This is a genomic window from Enterobacter sp. UPMP2052, assembly GCF_053709675.1.
Window position 1 is genome coordinate 437840 of the sequence record NZ_JBSKJR010000001.1, and the last position, 17338, is coordinate 455177.

Annotated in this window: 16 protein-coding genes; all 16 read left to right on the top strand. The window is 56.2% G+C overall.

Annotated features, from left to right (window positions below):
- Positions 1-14 precede the first annotated feature (14 nt).
- The 16 genes from wcaA (at position 15) to wcaL (ending at position 17328) form a co-directional block, all read left to right on the top strand.
- A complete protein-coding gene (gene wcaA / locus ACWKX3_RS01945; RefSeq protein WP_006176315.1) occupies positions 15-857 on the top strand; it encodes a colanic acid biosynthesis glycosyltransferase WcaA in 843 nt (280 codons plus the stop codon).
- Positions 857-1348, top strand: coding sequence for a colanic acid biosynthesis acetyltransferase WcaB (gene wcaB, locus ACWKX3_RS01950; protein ID WP_042320603.1), 492 nt, complete (start codon positions 857-859; stop codon positions 1346-1348). Before wcaA ends, wcaB begins: the two co-directional genes overlap by 1 nt.
- The gene (gene wcaC / locus ACWKX3_RS01955) at positions 1345-2562 is read left to right on the top strand and encodes a colanic acid biosynthesis glycosyltransferase WcaC (RefSeq protein ID WP_454541180.1); all 1218 of its coding nucleotides are present in this window, start codon (positions 1345-1347) and stop codon (positions 2560-2562) included. Before wcaB ends, wcaC begins: the two co-directional genes overlap by 4 nt.
- The gene (gene wcaD / locus ACWKX3_RS01960; protein ID WP_454541181.1) at positions 2537-3757 is read left to right on the top strand and encodes a colanic acid polymerase WcaD; all 1221 of its coding nucleotides are present in this window, start codon (positions 2537-2539) and stop codon (positions 3755-3757) included. Before wcaC ends, wcaD begins: the two co-directional genes overlap by 26 nt.
- 16 nt (positions 3758-3773) lie before the next feature.
- Positions 3774-4520 carry a colanic acid biosynthesis glycosyltransferase WcaE gene (gene wcaE, locus ACWKX3_RS01965; RefSeq protein WP_058609786.1) on the top strand — a complete coding sequence of 249 codons (747 nt, stop codon included), beginning with the start codon at positions 3774-3776 and terminating at the stop codon, positions 4518-4520.
- A 16-nt stretch (positions 4521-4536) separates the two neighbouring features.
- Complete coding sequence (wcaF, locus tag ACWKX3_RS01970) at positions 4537-5091, top strand: colanic acid biosynthesis acetyltransferase WcaF (RefSeq protein ID WP_006176308.1); 555 nt, start codon at positions 4537-4539, stop codon at positions 5089-5091.
- 21 nt (positions 5092-5112) lie between these two features.
- Positions 5113-6234 carry a GDP-mannose 4,6-dehydratase gene (gene gmd, locus ACWKX3_RS01975; protein WP_088208132.1) on the top strand — a complete coding sequence of 374 codons (1122 nt, stop codon included), beginning with the start codon at positions 5113-5115 and terminating at the stop codon, positions 6232-6234.
- A 2-nt stretch (positions 6235-6236) separates the two neighbouring features.
- Positions 6237-7202, top strand: coding sequence for a GDP-L-fucose synthase (gene fcl, locus ACWKX3_RS01980; protein ID WP_006176306.1), 966 nt, complete (start codon positions 6237-6239; stop codon positions 7200-7202).
- A 2-nt stretch (positions 7203-7204) separates the two neighbouring features.
- Positions 7205-7684 (top strand): GDP-mannose mannosyl hydrolase, encoded by a 480-nt coding sequence (locus ACWKX3_RS01985; RefSeq protein WP_006176305.1) that lies wholly within the window; start codon positions 7205-7207, stop codon positions 7682-7684.
- On the top strand, positions 7681-8904 hold the full coding sequence (wcaI, locus tag ACWKX3_RS01990; protein ID WP_454541182.1) for a colanic acid biosynthesis fucosyltransferase WcaI: 1224 nt from the start codon (positions 7681-7683) through the stop codon (positions 8902-8904). The genes ACWKX3_RS01985 and wcaI overlap by 4 nt, the downstream gene beginning before the upstream one ends.
- Before the next feature lie 3 nt (positions 8905-8907).
- Positions 8908-10344 carry a mannose-1-phosphate guanyltransferase gene (gene cpsB / locus ACWKX3_RS01995; protein WP_006176303.1) on the top strand — a complete coding sequence of 479 codons (1437 nt, stop codon included), beginning with the start codon at positions 8908-8910 and terminating at the stop codon, positions 10342-10344.
- A 110-nt stretch (positions 10345-10454) separates the two neighbouring features.
- Positions 10455-11825 (top strand): colanic acid biosynthesis phosphomannomutase CpsG, encoded by a 1371-nt coding sequence (gene cpsG / locus ACWKX3_RS02000; protein WP_454541183.1) that lies wholly within the window; start codon positions 10455-10457, stop codon positions 11823-11825.
- A gap of 115 nt (positions 11826-11940) precedes the next feature.
- Positions 11941-13335, top strand: coding sequence for an undecaprenyl-phosphate glucose phosphotransferase (gene wcaJ / locus ACWKX3_RS02005; protein WP_006176301.1), 1395 nt, complete (start codon positions 11941-11943; stop codon positions 13333-13335).
- Position 13336: 1 nt separating this feature from the next.
- On the top strand, positions 13337-14815 hold the full coding sequence (gene wzxC, locus ACWKX3_RS02010; protein WP_102890507.1) for a colanic acid undecaprenyl disphosphate flippase WzxC: 1479 nt from the start codon (positions 13337-13339) through the stop codon (positions 14813-14815).
- A 15-nt stretch (positions 14816-14830) separates the two neighbouring features.
- A complete protein-coding gene (gene wcaK, locus ACWKX3_RS02015) occupies positions 14831-16111 on the top strand; it encodes a colanic acid biosynthesis pyruvyl transferase WcaK (RefSeq protein WP_088208134.1) in 1281 nt (426 codons plus the stop codon).
- Positions 16108-17328, top strand: coding sequence for a colanic acid biosynthesis glycosyltransferase WcaL (gene wcaL / locus ACWKX3_RS02020; RefSeq protein WP_006176298.1), 1221 nt, complete (start codon positions 16108-16110; stop codon positions 17326-17328). The genes wcaK and wcaL overlap by 4 nt, the downstream gene beginning before the upstream one ends.
- Positions 17329-17338: the final 10 nt, after the last annotated feature.

Below are 17338 nucleotides of genomic sequence, written 5' to 3' on the forward strand. Positions count from 1 at the left end.
ATCCGGGGAAGACCATGACCACACAACGCCCTTTGATTTCTATCTATATGCCGACATGGAATCGTCAGCAGCTGGCGATCCGCGCGATTAAATCGGTCCTGCGTCAGGATTACGATAACTGGGAACTGATCATCGTCGATGACTGTTCCTCCTCGTTTGAGCAACTGCAAAAATTTGTTGAAGACCTGAACGACCCGCGCGTGATGTACACGCATAACCCCATCAATTCCGGGGCGTGTGCGGTGCGTAATCAGGCGATTATGCAGGCGAAAGGGCAGTATCTGACCGGGATCGACGATGATGACGAATGGACGCCAAACCGTCTGTCGATCTTCCTGTCGCACAAAGCGCAGCTGGTGACGCACGCGTTCCTGTATGCCAACGACTATGTTTGCCAGGGCGAAGTTTATTCGCAGCCGGCGAGCCTGCCGCTGTACCCGAAATCACCGTACTCCCGTCGCCTGTTTTACAAGCGCAACATTATCGGTAATCAGGTGTTTACCTGGGCACAACGCTTTAAAGCCTGTCTGTTTGATACCGAACTGAAGGCCGCGCAGGACTACGACATTTTCCTGCGGATGGTGGTGGAGTACGGCGAGCCGTGGAAGGTGGAAGAGGCCACGCAGATCCTGCACATCAATCATGGCGAGATGCAAATCACCTCGTCGCCAAAGAAATTCTCGGGCTATTTCCACTTTTACCGCAAGCACAAAGAAAAATTCGACCGTGCCAGCCGTAAGTATCAGCTTTTTACCCTCTACCAGATCCGCAACAAGCGCATGAACTGGCGCACGCTGCTCACGCTGCTTTCCGTACGTAACGGCAAGCGTCTGGCCGATGGACTTCGGGGGAAATAATGTTTCTGGAAGATTGCCGCGCAAACGGCTGGAGCCTGCGCCCGTGCTGCATGGTGCTTGCCTACCGCATCGCGCATTTTTGCTCGGTGTGGCGCAAAAAAAATGTGCTCAACAATCTTTGGGCGGCACCGGTGCTGGTGCTGTACCGCATCATCACTGAATGTTTCTTCGGCTATGAAATTCAGGCTGCGGCCACCATTGGCCGTCGCTTTACCATTCATCATGGCTATGCGGTGGTGATCAATAAGTTCGTGGTGGCAGGGGATGATTTCACCATCCGTCACGCGGTCACTATTGGCAATCGCGGGCCGGAAAGCCTGGCCTGCCCGGTTATCGGCAATAACGTCGAGCTGGGCGCTAACGTGGTGATGATTGGTGATATTACCGTGGGCAATAACGTCACCATTGGTGCCGGTAGCGTAGTGCTGGACAGCATCCCGGACAACGCGCTGGTGGTCGGTGAGAAAGCCCGCGTGAAGGTGATCAAATGAATATTTTGCAATTTAACGTGCGCCTGGCGGAAGGCGGCGCGGCAGGCGTGGCGCTGGATCTGCACCAGCGCGCGCTGGAAAAAGGACTACAGTCCCGTTTCGTCTACGGTTACGGCAAGGGCGGCAAGAAAAGCGTCAGCCACGATAACTATCCGCACGTTCTGAAGCAGACGCCGCGCCTGACGTCGGTGGCGAACATTGCGCTGTTCCGCCTGTTTAACCGCGATCTGTTTGGCAATCTGAATAATCTCTATCGCACCGTGACCCGTACCTCCGGGCCGGTTGTTCTGCATTTTCACGTCCTGCACAGTTACTGGCTGAACCTGGAAGAGGTGGTGGCGTTTTGCGAAAACGTGCAGGCCCACAAGCCGGACACGCGATTCGTCTGGACGCTGCACGATCACTGGAGCGTGACCGGGCGCTGCGCGTTTACCGACGGCTGCGAAGGCTGGAAAACCGACTGCCAGAAATGCCCGACCCTGAGTAACTATCCGCCGGTTAAAGTGGATCGCGCGCACCAGTTAGTTGAGGGCAAGCGCCAGCTGTTCCGCGCCATGCTTTCGCTCGGCTGCATCTTTATCTCGCCAAGTCAGCACGTCGCGGATGCGTTCAACAGCCTGTACGGGGCAGAGCAGTGCAAGATCGTCAACAACGGGATCGACGTGGCAACGGAAGAGATCCTGGCCGAACTGACGCCGGTTGCCGTAACGGCAGGTCAGCCGAAAATTGCCGTGGTGGCGCACGATCTGCGTTACGACGGCAAAACCAACCAGCAGCTGGTGCGCGACATTATGGCGCTGGGGAACAAGATTGAGCTGCATACCTTCGGCAAATTCTCCCCGTTTGAGGGGCCGAATGTGATTAACCACGGGTTTGAAACCGACAAACGCAAACTGATGAGTGCGCTCAACGGTATGGACGCCCTGGTGTTTAGCTCCCGCGTGGACAACTACCCGCTGATCCTGTGCGAAGCGCTCTCTATCGGCGTGCCGGTGATTGCCACCCACAGCGACGCCGCGCGCGAAGTGCTGGATAAATCGGGCGGAAAGACCTTTGCAGAGAGTGAGGTTCTGCCTCTGGTGCAGCTGCCGAAGGCGGAGATTGCGCAGGCCGTTTTTGGCACTGACCTGGAATCGTTCCGCAACCGCAGCCGCAAGGCCTACAGTGGACAACAGATGCTGGAGGAGTATGTCTCGTTCTATCAGAATCTGTAGTTATCTGCTGCTGCCGCTGATCTACCTGCTGGTCAACGTCAAGATTGCCCAGCTGGGAGAGAGCTTCCCGATCACTATCGTCACCTTCTTGCCGGTCCTGCTTTTGCTCTACGTTGAGAAAATCAGCCTCAAGAAACTGATGATTGCGCTGGGGCTGGGGTTTGGCTTAACGGCCTTTAACTACCTGTTTGGTCAGTCGCTGGATGCCAGCAAATACGTCACCTCAACCATGCTGTTTGTGTATATCGTCATTATTATTGGCATGGTGTGGAGTATTCGCTTTAAAACTATTTCTCCGCACAATTATAGGAAAATCCTCAGGTTCTTTTATATTGTCGTCGGGCTGGTTGTTATGCTTGCGGCCATGGAGATGGCGCAAATTATTTTGACCGGCGGCAGTAGCCTGATGGAAATAATTTCGAAATATCTCATTTACAGTAACAGCTATGTACTGAACTTTATTAAGTTTGGTGGTAAACGTACCACTGCCCTCTATTTTGAACCCGCGTTTTTTGCTCTGGCATTAATCTCAATTTGGCTCAGCATCAAACAGTTCGGTATCAAAACCCCTAAGACCGATGCTATGATTCTTGCAGGAATCGTTCTGTCCGGATCGTTCTCAGGGGTAATGACATTTATCCTGTTTTACCTGCTGGAGTGGGTGTTTCAGTATCTGAACAAAGAAGCGATTAAGAAAAAGCTGCCGCTGGCGATAATCTCCCTGACGGTATTTCTGGTGGGCGTAATATTTGCGTTTCCGTACATCTCCGAACGTCTTGGTGATTTGGGAACCGAAGGCTCGTCGTCCTATTATCGCATCATTGGTCCGCTGGTGATGGTGGGGTATTCATTAACCCACATTGATGGCGTAGTAAGATTCGGCTCACTTTACGAATATGTTGCATCATTCGGAATCTTTAACGGTGCGGACGTCGGAAAAACAATAGACAATGGCCTGTATCTGTTAATTATTTATTTTTCCTGGTTCGCCGTACTGTTGACGCTGTGGTATCTGTTTAAAGTTTTCAAAATGATGATCAACGCGTTTGGTGATAACCAGAACTTTCGCGTACAGCTTTATCTTTTTACGCCAGTGTCGCTGTTTTTTACGGGGTCAATATTTAGCCCGGAATATGCATTCTTGATTGTCTGTCCGTTTATTTTGCGCAAGGCGCTTAATATTACGCGCGTATGACGAAATGAGGTGATTTATGTTTCTTAGTGTGGTTACCGTCGCCTTTCGCAACTACGAAGGCGTGGTAAAAACCTGGCGCTCGCTGCGCAACCTGGCGCGCGATCCGAGTATCACCTTTGAGTGGATCGTGGTCGACGGCGGCTCGAACGACGGCACGGCGGAGTTTCTGGAAAAACTCAACGGTGAGTTCAACTTACGTTACATCAGCGAGAAAGATAAAGGCATCTACGACGCCATGAACAAGGGGATCGCCATGGCGCAAGGGCGCTATGCCATCTTCCTCAATTCCGGCGATACCTTCCACGATGATGTGGCGCTTTTTGCCCGTCAGCTGGCGCGTCAGAAAGAGGACGCGATGTTTATCGGCGATGCGCTGCTCGATTTCGGTGATGGTAACAGGGTACTGCGTAGCGCAAAACCGGGCTGGTATATCTATCACAGCCTGCCCGCCAGCCATCAGGCCATTTTCTACCCGGTCAGCGGGCTGAAAAAACAGCCTTATGATTTGCAGTATAAAGTGTCATCAGATTATGCCCTGACGGCCAGTTTGTATAAAGCCGGTTATCCGTTCCGTCGAATTAAAGGGCTGGTGTCCGAATTTTCGATGGGGGGCGTGTCAACCTCTAATAATCTGGAACTATGCCAGGACGCGAAAAACGTTCAGCGTAAAATATTACGCGTGCCGGGCTTCTGGGCAGAATTGTCTTATTTCTTCCGTCTTAAAACGACGGGTAAAGCGAAAGCCTTATATAACAAAGCCTGAAATATAAGGAAACGTAATGCAGGAACTTAACGGATTCTCCGTGCCGAAAGGTTTTCGGGGCGGGAACGGTATTAAGGTGCAGTTGTGGTGGGCGGTTCAGGCAACGTTATTTGCCTGGTCTCCGCAAATACTGTACCGCTGGCGAGCATTTTTATTGCGCCTGTTTGGTGCAAAAATCGGAAAAAACGTAGTTATTCGTCCATCGGTAAAAATTACGTACCCCTGGAAATTAACGCTTGGGGATTACGCCTGGGTCGGGGATGACGCGGTGCTATATACCCTTGGCGATATTACGATTGGTGCCAACTCGGTGATTTCACAGAAATGTTATTTGTGCACCGGCAGCCATGATTTTATGAGCCCGCATTTTGATATTACCGCCACGCCTGTTGTGATTGGTGAAAAATGCTGGCTAGCAACGGACGTTTTCGTTGCACCCGGTGTTTCTGTTGGCGACGGCACGGTTATTGGTGCCCGCAGCAGTGTTTTTAAATCGCTACCGGCAAATAAAATTTGCCGTGGCAATCCCGCAGTGGTGATACGCGAACGCGTTGAAACTGAAAAACTTTGATAAGTACAGAGGAATATAAACATGTCTAAAGTCGCTCTCATCACCGGCGTTACCGGACAGGATGGTTCTTACCTGGCAGAATTGCTGCTGGAAAAAGGTTATGAAGTTCACGGTATTAAACGTCGTGCATCGTCTTTCAACACCGAGCGTGTGGACCATATCTATCAGGATCCCCATGCCGCGAACCCGAAATTCCACCTGCACTACGGCGACCTGACCGATACCTCCAACCTGACCCGCATCCTGCAGGAAGTGCAGCCGGATGAAGTGTATAACCTGGGCGCGATGAGCCACGTCGCCGTTTCTTTCGAATCCCCGGAATACACCGCTGACGTTGATGCCATGGGTACCCTGCGTCTGCTGGAAGCGATTCGCTTCCTCGGTCTTGAGAAGAAAACCCGCTTCTATCAGGCGTCCACCTCTGAGCTGTACGGCCTGGTGCAGGAGATCCCGCAGAAAGAGACCACGCCGTTCTACCCTCGTTCACCGTATGCGGTGGCAAAACTGTACGCCTACTGGATCACCGTGAACTACCGTGAATCCTACGGCATGTACGCCTGTAACGGCATTCTGTTCAACCACGAATCCCCGCGCCGCGGCGAGACCTTCGTAACCCGCAAAATCACCCGCGCGATCGCCAACATCGCTCAGGGCCTGGAGTCTTGCCTGCACCTCGGCAACATGGATTCCCTGCGTGACTGGGGCCATGCGAAGGACTACGTGAAAATGCAGTGGATGATGCTGCAGCAGGACAAGCCAGAAGACTTCGTGATTGCGACCGGCGTGCAGTACTCCGTGCGTCAGTTCGTGGAAATGGCCGCGGCACAACTGGGCATCAAACTGCGCTTTGAAGGCACCGGCGTGGAAGAGAAGGGCATTGTGGTCTCCGTGACCGGCCATGACGCACCGGGCGTGAAGCCGGGCGACGTGATTGTCCAGGTTGACCCGCGTTACTTCCGTCCTGCGGAAGTGGAAACCCTGCTCGGCGACCCAACCAAAGCGCACGAAACCCTGGGCTGGAAACCAGAAACCACGCTGCAGGAGATGGTCTCAGAGATGGTAGCTAAAGATCTTGAAGCGGCGAAAAAACACTCACTGCTGAAGTCCCATGGCTACGAGGTTGCCATCGCGCTGGAGTCCTGAGAATGACCAAACAACGTATTTTTGTCGCCGGTCATCGCGGAATGGTGGGTTCCGCGATTGTCCGACAGCTTGAACAGCGCGGCGACGTCGAGGTGATTGTCCGCACGCGCGACGAGCTGAACCTGCTCGACAGCCGCGCAGTGCAGGCGTTCTTTGAGAACGAACGCATTGACCAGGTGTATCTGGCGGCGGCAAAGGTGGGCGGTATCGTCGCCAACAACACCTACCCGGCGGATTTCATCTACGAAAACATGATGATTGAGAGCAACATCATTCACGCGGCGCACCTGCACAACGTGAACAAGTTGTTGTTCCTCGGTTCATCCTGTATTTACCCGAAAATGGCGAAGCAGCCGATCGCCGAGAGCGAACTGCTGCAGGGGACGCTGGAAGCGACCAACGAGCCGTACGCGATTGCCAAAATTGCCGGGATTAAGCTGTGTGAGTCCTACAACCGTCAGTACAACCGCGACTATCGCTCGGTGATGCCGACCAACCTGTACGGGCCGCACGATAACTTCCACCCGAGCAACTCGCACGTGATCCCGGCGCTGCTGCGCCGCTTCCACGAGGCGACCGCCGAGAATGCACCGGATGTGGTGGTGTGGGGGAGCGGCACGCCGATGCGTGAGTTCCTGCACGTGGACGACATGGCTGCGGCCAGCATTCACGTTATGGAGCTGGATCGCGAGGTCTGGCAGGAAAACACCGAGCCAATGCTGTCGCACATCAACGTTGGCACCGGTGTGGACTGCACGATCCGCGAGCTGGCGCAGACCATCGCGCAGGTGGTGGGCTACAGAGGCCGCGTGGTGTTTGACGCCACGAAACCGGACGGTACGCCGCGCAAGCTGCTCGACGTGACCCGCCTGCATCAGCTGGGCTGGTATCACGAGGTGTCACTGGAGCAGGGGCTGGCAAGTACCTACCAGTGGTTCCTTGAAAATCAGCACCGCTTCCGGGGGTAACCATGTTTTTGAGTCAGGAAGATTTTGCCACGATCGTTCGTTCCACACCGCTCATCTCAATGGATTTGATTGTGGAGAACGAACGCGGCGAGTTCTTGCTGGGGAAACGAACCAATCGTCCTGCACAGGGCTTCTGGTTCGTGCCCGGCGGGCGCGTGCAGAAGGATGAGCGGCTTACCGATGCGTTTGAACGTCTCACTCTGGCGGAACTGGGCCTGCAACTGCCGATGGCATCGGGCCAGTTTTACGGGGTCTGGCAGCACTTCTATGACGATAACTTTTCCGGTAGCGACTTCACCACGCACTACATCGTGCTGGGGTTCCGCCTGAAAGTGAGTGAGGCAGACCTGCGTCTGCCTGATTCTCAACATGACGACTACCGCTGGCAAACGCCAGAGGCGCTGCTTGCCAGTGACAATGTGCACGACAACAGTCGTGCCTATTTTCTGGCAGATCGTCAGGCCGGAGTGCCGGGCTTATGAGAATCCTTGTTTACGGAATCAACTACTCGCCGGAGCTGACCGGCATCGGAAAATATACCGGTGAAATGGTGGAGTGGATGGCGAGCCAGGGCCACGAGGTGCGGGTCATTACCGCACCGCCGTATTACCCGGAGTGGAAGGTAGGCGAGCGTTACTCGGGCTGGCGCTATCGCCGCGAACAGGGGGCCGCCACCGTCTGGCGCTGCCCGCTGTACGTGCCGAAGCAGCCGTCAACCCTGAAACGCTTGCTCCATCTCGGCAGCTTTGCCCTGAGCAGTTTCTTCCCGCTGATGGCGCAGCGTCGCTGGAAGCCGGATCGCATTATCGGCGTGGTGCCGACGCTATTTTGCACGCCGGGCATGCGCCTGCTGGGGAAACTCTCCGGCGCACGCACCCTGCTGCACATTCAGGATTATGAAGTCGATGCGATGCTCGGTCTGGGCATGGCCGGTAAAGGCAAGGGTGGCCGTGTTGCCAGACTCGCCAGCGCCTTTGAGCGCAGCGGCCTGCACAACGTGGATTACGTGTCGACCATCTCGCGCTCAATGATGAACAAAGCGCAGGAGAAGGGCGTCGCGCAGGAGAAAGTGATCTTTTTCCCGAACTGGTCCGAAGTGGCGCGCTTTCGTGACGTAACGGAAATTGATGCCCGGGCGTTACGCACTCAGCTCGGTTTGCCTGATGACCAAAAAATCATTCTTTATTCAGGCAACATCGGTGAAAAGCAGGGGCTGGAAAGCGTTATCGAGGCGGCGCATCAGTTAAGCAAACATTCATGGATGTTTGTGATTGTCGGGCAGGGTGGCGGTAAAGCGCGCCTGGAAAAAATGGCAAGCGAACGCGGCCTGACCAACGTGAAATTTTTCCCGCTTCAGTCTTACGAGGCCTTGCCTGCGTTGCTGAAGATGGGCGACTGCCATCTGGTGGTGCAAAAGCGCGGCGCGGCGGATGCGGTATTGCCGTCGAAGCTCACCAACATTCTGGCGGTCGGCGGCAACGCGGTCATCACCGCTGAGCCGGAGACCGAGTTAGGCCAGCTGTGCGAGAACTATCCGGGGATCGCCGTTTGCGTCGAGCCGGAGTCGGTGTCCGCCCTGGTCGCTGGCATTGAGCACGCGCTTGCCATGCCAAAAGTCAACACGGTGGCACGTGAATATGCCGAACGCACGCTCGAAAAAGAGAACGTGCTGAGCCAATTTATTGCAGATATACGGGGATAAATCATGAGTCAAAGCAAATTGTTTCCGGTCGTGATGGCTGGTGGCTCTGGTAGCCGGTTGTGGCCGCTGTCCCGCGTGCTCTATCCAAAACAGTTCCTCTGCCTGAAAGGGGAGCTCACCATGCTGCAAACGACGGTCAACCGTCTGCAGGGCGTGGAGTGTGAAAGCCCGGTGGTGATCTGCAACGAGCAGCACCGCTTTATCGTTGCCGAGCAGCTGCGCCAGCTGAACAAACTCACAGAAAATATCATTCTGGAGCCTGCCGGACGTAATACCGCACCCGCTATCGCCCTGGCGGCGCTGGCGGCGAAACGCAGCAGCCCGGAATGTGACCCGCTGATGCTGGTCCTGGCCGCTGATCACGTCATTCAGCAGGAAGAGACGTTCCGCGACGCGGTACGGGCCGCCATTCCTTACGCCGAGAGCGGCAAGCTGGTGACCTTTGGCATCGTTCCGGATCTGCCGGAAACCGGTTATGGCTATATCCGCCGCGGCACGGTCACGGCTGGCGAAGGTGACAGCGTGGCGTTCGATGTGGCGCAGTTCGTTGAAAAACCCAATCTTGAAACCGCGCAGGCCTACGTAGCCAGCGGGGAATATTACTGGAACAGCGGCATGTTCCTGTTCCGCGCCGGGCGTTATCTGGAAGAGCTGGAAAAGTATCGTCCGGATATCTTACGCGCCTGCGAAAAAGCCATGGCCGTGGTTGACCCGGATCTTGATTTCATCCGTGTCGATGAAGCCTCTTTCCTCGCCTGTCCTGAAGAGTCCATCGACTACGCGGTGATGGAACGCACGGCGGATGCCGTGGTCGTGCCAATGGATGCCGGCTGGAGCGACGTCGGCTCCTGGTCCTCTCTGTGGGAGATCAGCGCCCATACGCCGGAGGGAAACGTTCATCACGGTGACGTGATCAGTCACAAAACAGAAAACAGCTACGTTTACGCCGAGTCCGGCCTGGTCACCACGGTGGGGGTAAAGGATCTGGTGGTCGTTCAGACCAAAGACGCGGTGCTGATCGCTGACCGTAACGCGGTGCAGGACGTGAAGAAAGTCGTCGAGCAGATTAAGGCCGACGGTCGTCACGAGCATCATATCCACCGTGAAGTGTACCGTCCGTGGGGTAAATATGACTCCATCGACGCGGGCGATCGCTATCAGGTGAAGCGTATTACCGTAAAGCCGGGCGAAGGGCTGTCAGTACAGATGCACCACCACCGCGCCGAGCACTGGGTGGTGGTGGCGGGGACCGCCAAAGTCACCATCGACGGTGAAATCAAGCTGCTGGGTGAGAACGAGTCTATTTACATCCCCCTGGGGGCGACCCACTGCCTGGAAAACCCGGGGAAAATTCCGCTCGACTTAATTGAAGTGCGCTCCGGTTCCTATCTGGAAGAGGACGACATCGTGCGCTTCCAGGACCGTTACGGGCGGGTATAGCGCCTTTGCACCTCGCCCGGTGGCGCTGCGCTAACCGGGCCTACGAATGAAAAAAATAAATTTGGCCATTACGTGGTCAGGGCCAACTGTTGCCTGAAAAAGGGGTCATCATGGAAAAATTAACCTGTTTTAAAGCCTACGATATTCGCGGCAAGCTGGGCGAAGAGCTGAATGAAGACATTGCGTGGCGCATTGGCCGTGCATATGGCGAATATTTAAAGCCCCAAACAATCGTGCTGGGCGGCGACGTGCGCCTGACCAGCGAATCCCTCAAGCTGGCGCTGGCGAAAGGGCTGCAGGACGCGGGCGTAGACGTGCTGGATATCGGCCTTTCCGGCACAGAAGAGATCTATTTTGCCACTTTCCACCTGGGCGTGGACGGCGGTATCGAAGTGACCGCCAGCCATAACCCGATGGACTACAACGGCATGAAGCTGGTGCGCAAGGGCGCGCGTCCGATCAGCGGTGATACCGGCCTGCGCGACGTGCAGCGCCTGGCGGAAGCGAATGACTTCCCGCCGGTGGATGAAGCGAAACGCGGCAGCTATCAGCAGATCACCCTGCAAAAAGAGTATATCGACCACCTGCTGGGCTACATCAACGTGGCGAACCTCAAGCCGCTGAAGCTGGTGATTAACTCCGGTAACGGCGCGGCGGGTCCGGTTATTGATGCGCTGGAAGCGCGCTTTAAGGCGCTGGACGTGCCGGTGACCTTCATCAAGGTGCATAACACCCCGGACGGTACCTTCCCGAACGGTATTCCGAACCCGCTGCTGCCCGAGTGCCGGGACGACACCCGCAACGCGGTGATTGAGCACGGCGCGGATATGGGCATTGCCTTTGACGGCGATTTTGACCGCTGCTTCCTGTTCGATGAAAAGGGCCAGTTTATCGAAGGCTATTACATTGTCGGCCTGCTGGCGGAAGCCTTCCTTGAGAAGAACCCGGGGGCGAAGATCATTCACGATCCGCGTCTCTCCTGGAACACCGTCGACGTGGTAAGCGCGGCGGGCGGCGAGCCGGTGATGTCCAAAACCGGCCATGCGTTCATTAAGGAGCGCATGCGCGAAGAGGACGCCATCTACGGCGGCGAAATGAGCGCGCATCACTATTTCCGCGATTTTGCCTACTGCGACAGCGGGATGATCCCGTGGCTGCTGGTAACCGAGCTGCTGTGCCTGAAAGGGCAAACGCTGGGCGAACTGGTGCGTGACCGCATGGCCGCCTTCCCGGCAAGCGGGGAAATCAACAGCACGCTGGCGCAGCCTGCCGAGGCCATTGCCCGCGTGGAGCATCACTTCGCGATCCATGCACTTGAAATCGACCGCACCGACGGGATCAGCATGTCGTTCCCGCAGTGGCGTTTTAACCTGCGCTCCTCCAACACCGAACCGGTGGTGCGCCTGAACGTGGAATCACGGGCCGATACGGGGCTGATGGAAGCGCGAACGAAGGACATTCTGGCGCTGTTGAATCAGTAATACGAAAACCTACCCCTCACCCTAACCCTCTCCCCAAAGGGGAGAGGGAACCTGAACATCCTCTCCCCTTTGGGGAGAGGGCGGGGTGAGGGGAAAGGTAACTAAAGGAACAACGATGACGAATCTAAAAAAGCGCGACCGAGCGAGAACGAATGCATCGTTAATCTCTATGGTGCAGCGATTTTCTGATATCACCATCATGGTCGGCGGATTGTGGGTGGTGTGTCAGATCAGCGGGCAGTCGTTCTTATATATGCATCTGCTGATGGCCCTGATCGCGCTGGTGGTGTTCCAGATGATCGGCGGAATGACCGATTTTTATCGCTCGTGGCGCGGCGTGAAAATAACCACCGAGCTGATGCTTCTCCTGCAAAACTGGACCCTGAGCCTGATCTTCAGCGCCGGGCTGGTGGCTTTCAGCCAGGATTTCGATAACCGTCTGGTAACCTATCTGGCCTGGTATCTGCTGACCAGCGTAGGCATGGTGGTGTGCCGATCCTTGATCCGCTTTGGCGCAGGCTGGCTGCGTAACCGGGGCTATAACACCCGCTATGTGGCCGTTGCCGGTGATTTGCCGGTAGGTCAGGTGCTGCTTAACTCCTTCCGCAAAGAGCCGTGGTTAGGTTTCGACGTGGTTGGGATTTATCACGATGCTAAGCCGGGCGGTGTGTCGTCGGACTGGGCGGGAAACTACGAACAGCTGGTCGAGGACGCAAAAGCTGGCAAGATCCACAACGTCTACATCGCCATGCAGATGAAAGATGAATCCTGCATCAAAACGCTGGTGCGTGACCTGGCGGACACCACCTGTTCGGTAATCCTCATTCCGGACGTCTTTACCTTTAACATTCTCCACTCCCGTATTGAAGAAGTGAACGGCGTTCCGGTGGTTCCGCTGTACGACACGCCGCTGTCCGGTATTAACCGCGTGCTGAAACGCCTCGAAGATATCGTGCTCTCGTCGCTGATTTTGCTGCTGATTTCCCCGGTGCTGTGCTGTATTGCGCTGGCCGTAAAGATCAGCTCGCCCGGCCCGGTTATCTTCCGCCAGACCCGCTACGGCATGGACGGTAAGCCGATTATGGTGTGGAAATTCCGCTCCATGAAGGTGATGGAAAACGACAGCGTGGTAACGCAGGCGACGCAAAACGATCCGCGCGTGACCCGCGTTGGCAACTTCCTGCGCCGGACCTCGCTGGACGAACTGCCGCAGTTTATCAACGTCTTTACCGGCGGCATGTCGATTGTGGGGCCTCGTCCGCACGCCGTCGCCCATAACGAGCAGTACCGCACCCTGATCGAAGGCTACATGCTGCGCCACAAAGTGAAGCCAGGCATTACCGGCTGGGCGCAAATCAACGGCTGGCGCGGCGAGACCGACACGCTGGAAAAAATGGAAAAACGCATTGAGTTCGATCTGGAGTACATCCGCGAGTGGAGCGTCTGGTTCGATATCAAGATTGTCTTTCTGACTATCTTCAAAGGTTTCGTGAACAAAGCGGCGTACTAAGATGAGCTTACGAGAAAAAACCATCAGTGGCGCCAAGTGGTCAGCAATGGCGACCATCGTCATCATTGGCCTTGGGCTGGTGCAGATGACGGTGCTGGCGCGTATTATCGATAATCACCAGTTCGGTCTTCTGACCGTGTCGCTGGTGATTATCGCCCTCGCCGATACGCTGTCTGACTTTGGTATTGCCAACTCGATTATCCAGCGCAAGGAGATTAGCCATCTGGAGCTGACCACGCTCTACTGGCTGAACGTTGGGCTTGGGATCGTCGTGTTTGTGCTGGTATTCCTGCTGAGCGACACCATCGCCCGCGTGCTGCATAACCCGGACCTGGCACCGCTGATGCGCACGCTCTCCTTTGCGTTTGTGCTGATCCCCCACGGGCAGCAGTTTCGCGCGCTGATGCAAAAGGAGCTGGAGTTCAACAAAATCGGCATGATCGAAACCAGCGCCGTGCTGGCGGGCTTCACCTTTACCGTGGTCAGCGCCCATTTCTGGCCGCTGGCGATGACCGCTATTCTGGGCTATCTGGTCAATTCTGCCGTGCGTACGCTGCTGTTTGGCTACTTTGGCCGCAAAATTTATCGCCCGGGGCTGCACTTCTCGCTGGCGTCGGTCTCCTCTAACCTGCGCTTTGGTGCATGGCTGACCGCCGACAGTATCATTAACTACGTCAATACCAATCTCTCCACGCTGGTGCTGGCGCGTATTCTCGGCGCGAGTGTCGCAGGGGGATACAACCTGGCTTACAACGTCGCGGTTGTTCCGCCGATGAAGCTGAACCCGATTATCACCCGCGTGCTGTTCCCGGCGTTCGCCAAAATCCAGGACGACACGGAGAAGCTGCGCGTCAACTTCTACAAGCTGCTCTCCGTGGTCGGCATTATCAACTTCCCGGTGCTGCTGGGGCTGATGGTGGTCTCCAGCAACTTCGTCCCGCTGGTGTTTGGCGATAAGTGGGTCAGCATCGTGCCGATCCTGCAGCTGCTTTGCGTGGTCGGGCTGTTGCGCTCGGTGGGGAACCCGATTGGTTCGCTGCTGATGGCGAAAGCCCGCGTTGATATCAGCTTCAAATTCAACGTCTTCAAAACCTTTCTGTTTATTCCGGCGATCGTTGTCGGCGGCCACATGGCCGGCGCCCTCGGCGTGACGCTCGGCTTCCTGCTGGTGCAAATCATCAATACCGTGCTGAGCTACTTCGTGATGATTAAGCCGGTGCTCGGCTCCAGCTACCGCCAGTACATCCTGAGCCTGTGGCTGCCGTTTTACCTCTCATTGCCGACCCTTGTCGTGAGCTACGGGCTGGGCGTGGTGCTCAACGGGCAGCTGCCGCTCGCCGCGCTGCTGGCCGTGCAGGTGGCGGCGGGCGCGCTGGCGTTCGGGGTGATGATTGTGCTGTCGCGTAATGCGCTGGTGGTTGAGATGAAACGTCAGTTTTGCCGTAACGAAAAAATGAAAACGCTGCTTCGCGCAGGCTAATTTTAAGAGGCCATTATGAAATTACTTATTCTTGGCAACCATACCTGCGGCAACCGTGGCGACAGCGCCATTCTGCGCGGTTTACTGGATGCGATTAACACCCTTGAGCCTGAGACGGAAGTCGACGTGATGAGCCGTTACCCGGTCAGCTCCTCCTGGCTTTTAAACCGCCCGGTAATGGGCGATCCGCTGTACAGCCAGATGAAACAACATAATAACGCCGCGGGCGTGATGGGCCGCGTGAAGAAAGTGCTGCGCCGTCGCTATCAGCATCAGGTGTTGCTCTCCCGCGTGACCGATACCGGCAAGCTGCGCAATATTGCCATCGCGCAGGGCTTTACCGATTTTGTCCGTCTGCTGTCGGGCTATGACGCCATTATCCAGGTGGGCGGATCGTTCTTTGTCGACCTGTACGGTGTGCCGCAGTTCGAACACGCGCTTTGCACCTTTATGGCGAAAAAACCGCTGTTCATGATCGGCCACAGCGTGGGGCCATTCCAGGATCCGCAGTTTAACCAGCTGGCGAACTACGTGTTTGGCCACTGCGACGCGCTGATCCTGCGTGAATCGGTGAGCCTCGATATGATGAAGCGCAGCGAAATTGATACCACAAAAGTCGAACACGGCGTGGATACCGCCTGGCTGGTGGACCATCAGGACGCCACTTTCCAGGCAAGCTATGCCGTGCAGCACTGGCTGGATGTGACCGCGAAACAGAAAACCGTTGCCATTACCCTGCGCGAGCTGGCGCCGTTTGATAAACGTCTTGGCACCACCCAGGCGGCGTATGAGAAAGCCTTCGCCGAGGTGGTTAACCGGGTGCTCGACAGCGGGTATCAGGTGCTGGCGCTCTCAACCTGTACCGGTATCGACAGCTATAACAAAGACGACCGCATGGTGGCCCTGAACCTGCGTGGGCTGGTCAATGACCCTTCGCGTTACCATGTGGTGATGGATGAACTGAACGACCTGGAGATGGGCAAGATCCTCTCCGCCTGTGACCTGACCGTGGGCACCCGTCTGCACTCGGCGATTATCTCCATGAACTTCGGTACGCCCGCTATCGCGATCAACTACGAGCACAAATCTGCCGGCATTATGCAGCAGCTCGGCATGCCCGAAATGGCGGTCGATATACGTCATCTGCTGGACGGCTCCCTCGGGGCCATGGTCGGCGACACGCTGGGACAGTTGCCTGCTATCAATGAACGGCTGGCTGCGGCGGTGAAAGCCGAGCGCGAGAAAGGGATTGGGATGGTGAAATCGGTTCTCGACCGCGTCGGGGAGGGGAAATGAAGGTTGGTTTCTTCTTACTGAAATTTCCTTTGTCGTCTGAAACCTTTGTGCTGAACCAGATCACCGCGTTTATCGATATGGGATATGACGTGGAGATTGTCGCCCTGCAAAAGGGCGACACGCAGAACACCCATGCGGCGTATACCCAGTATGGGCTGGAGGCGAAAACCCGCTGGCTGCAGGATGAACCGAGCGGGCGAATGAATAAGCTGCGCTACCGTGCAGGCCAGACGCTGCGGGGACTCCACCGCGCGTCAACGTGGCGGGCGCTGAACGTGTCACGCTACGGGGCCGAATCCCGCAATTTGATCCTCTCGGCTATTTGCGGGCAAACGGCGCAGCCGTATCGTGCCGATGTGTTTATCGCCCACTTCGGCCCGGCGGGCGTGACCGCCGCGAAACTGCGTGAGCTTGGCGTGATTGAGGGCAAGATCGCCACCATCTTCCACGGAATCGACATCTCGAGTCGCGAGGTGCTCAACCACTACACGCCTGAGTATCAGCAGCTTTTCCGCCGGGGCGACATGATGCTGCCCATCAGCGAGCTGTGGGCCGGACGGCTCAAAACCATGGGCTGCCCGAGCGAAAAAATCACCGTATCACGGATGGGCGTGGACATGGCGCGATTCACCCAGCGTCCGGTAAAAGCGCCGGGTACACCCTTGCAGATTATCTCCGTGGCCCGTCTGACCGAGAAGAAGGGGCTGCATGTGGCTATCGAAGCCTGTCGTCAGCTTAAAGCGCGCGGCGTGGACTTCCATTACCGCATCCTGGGGATTGGGCCGTGGGAGCGCCGTTTACGAACGCTAATCGAACAGTATCAGCTTGAAGGTTATGTCGAGATGCCGGGCTTTAAGCCGAGCCACGAGGTGAAGGCCATGCTCGATGAGGCGGACGTGTTCCTGCTGCCTTCGGTGACAGGAGCGGACGGCGACATGGAAGGGATCCCGGTGGCGCTGATGGAGGCGATGGCGGTGGGCATTCCCGTCGTGTCTACGTTGCACAGCGGTATTCCCGAGTTGATTACGTCGGAGCATTCCGGCTGGCTGGTGCCTGAAAACAATGCCTTAGCGCTGGCCGATCGTCTCGCCGCCTTTTGCGATATTGACCCGCAGGATCTGGTGTCGATATTGCGCAATGCGCGCGGAAAAGTGGAAGCCGAATTTAACCAGCAGGCGATCAATCGCCAGTTAGCAAGCCTGCTGCAAACGTTGTAACGCCGAGGTT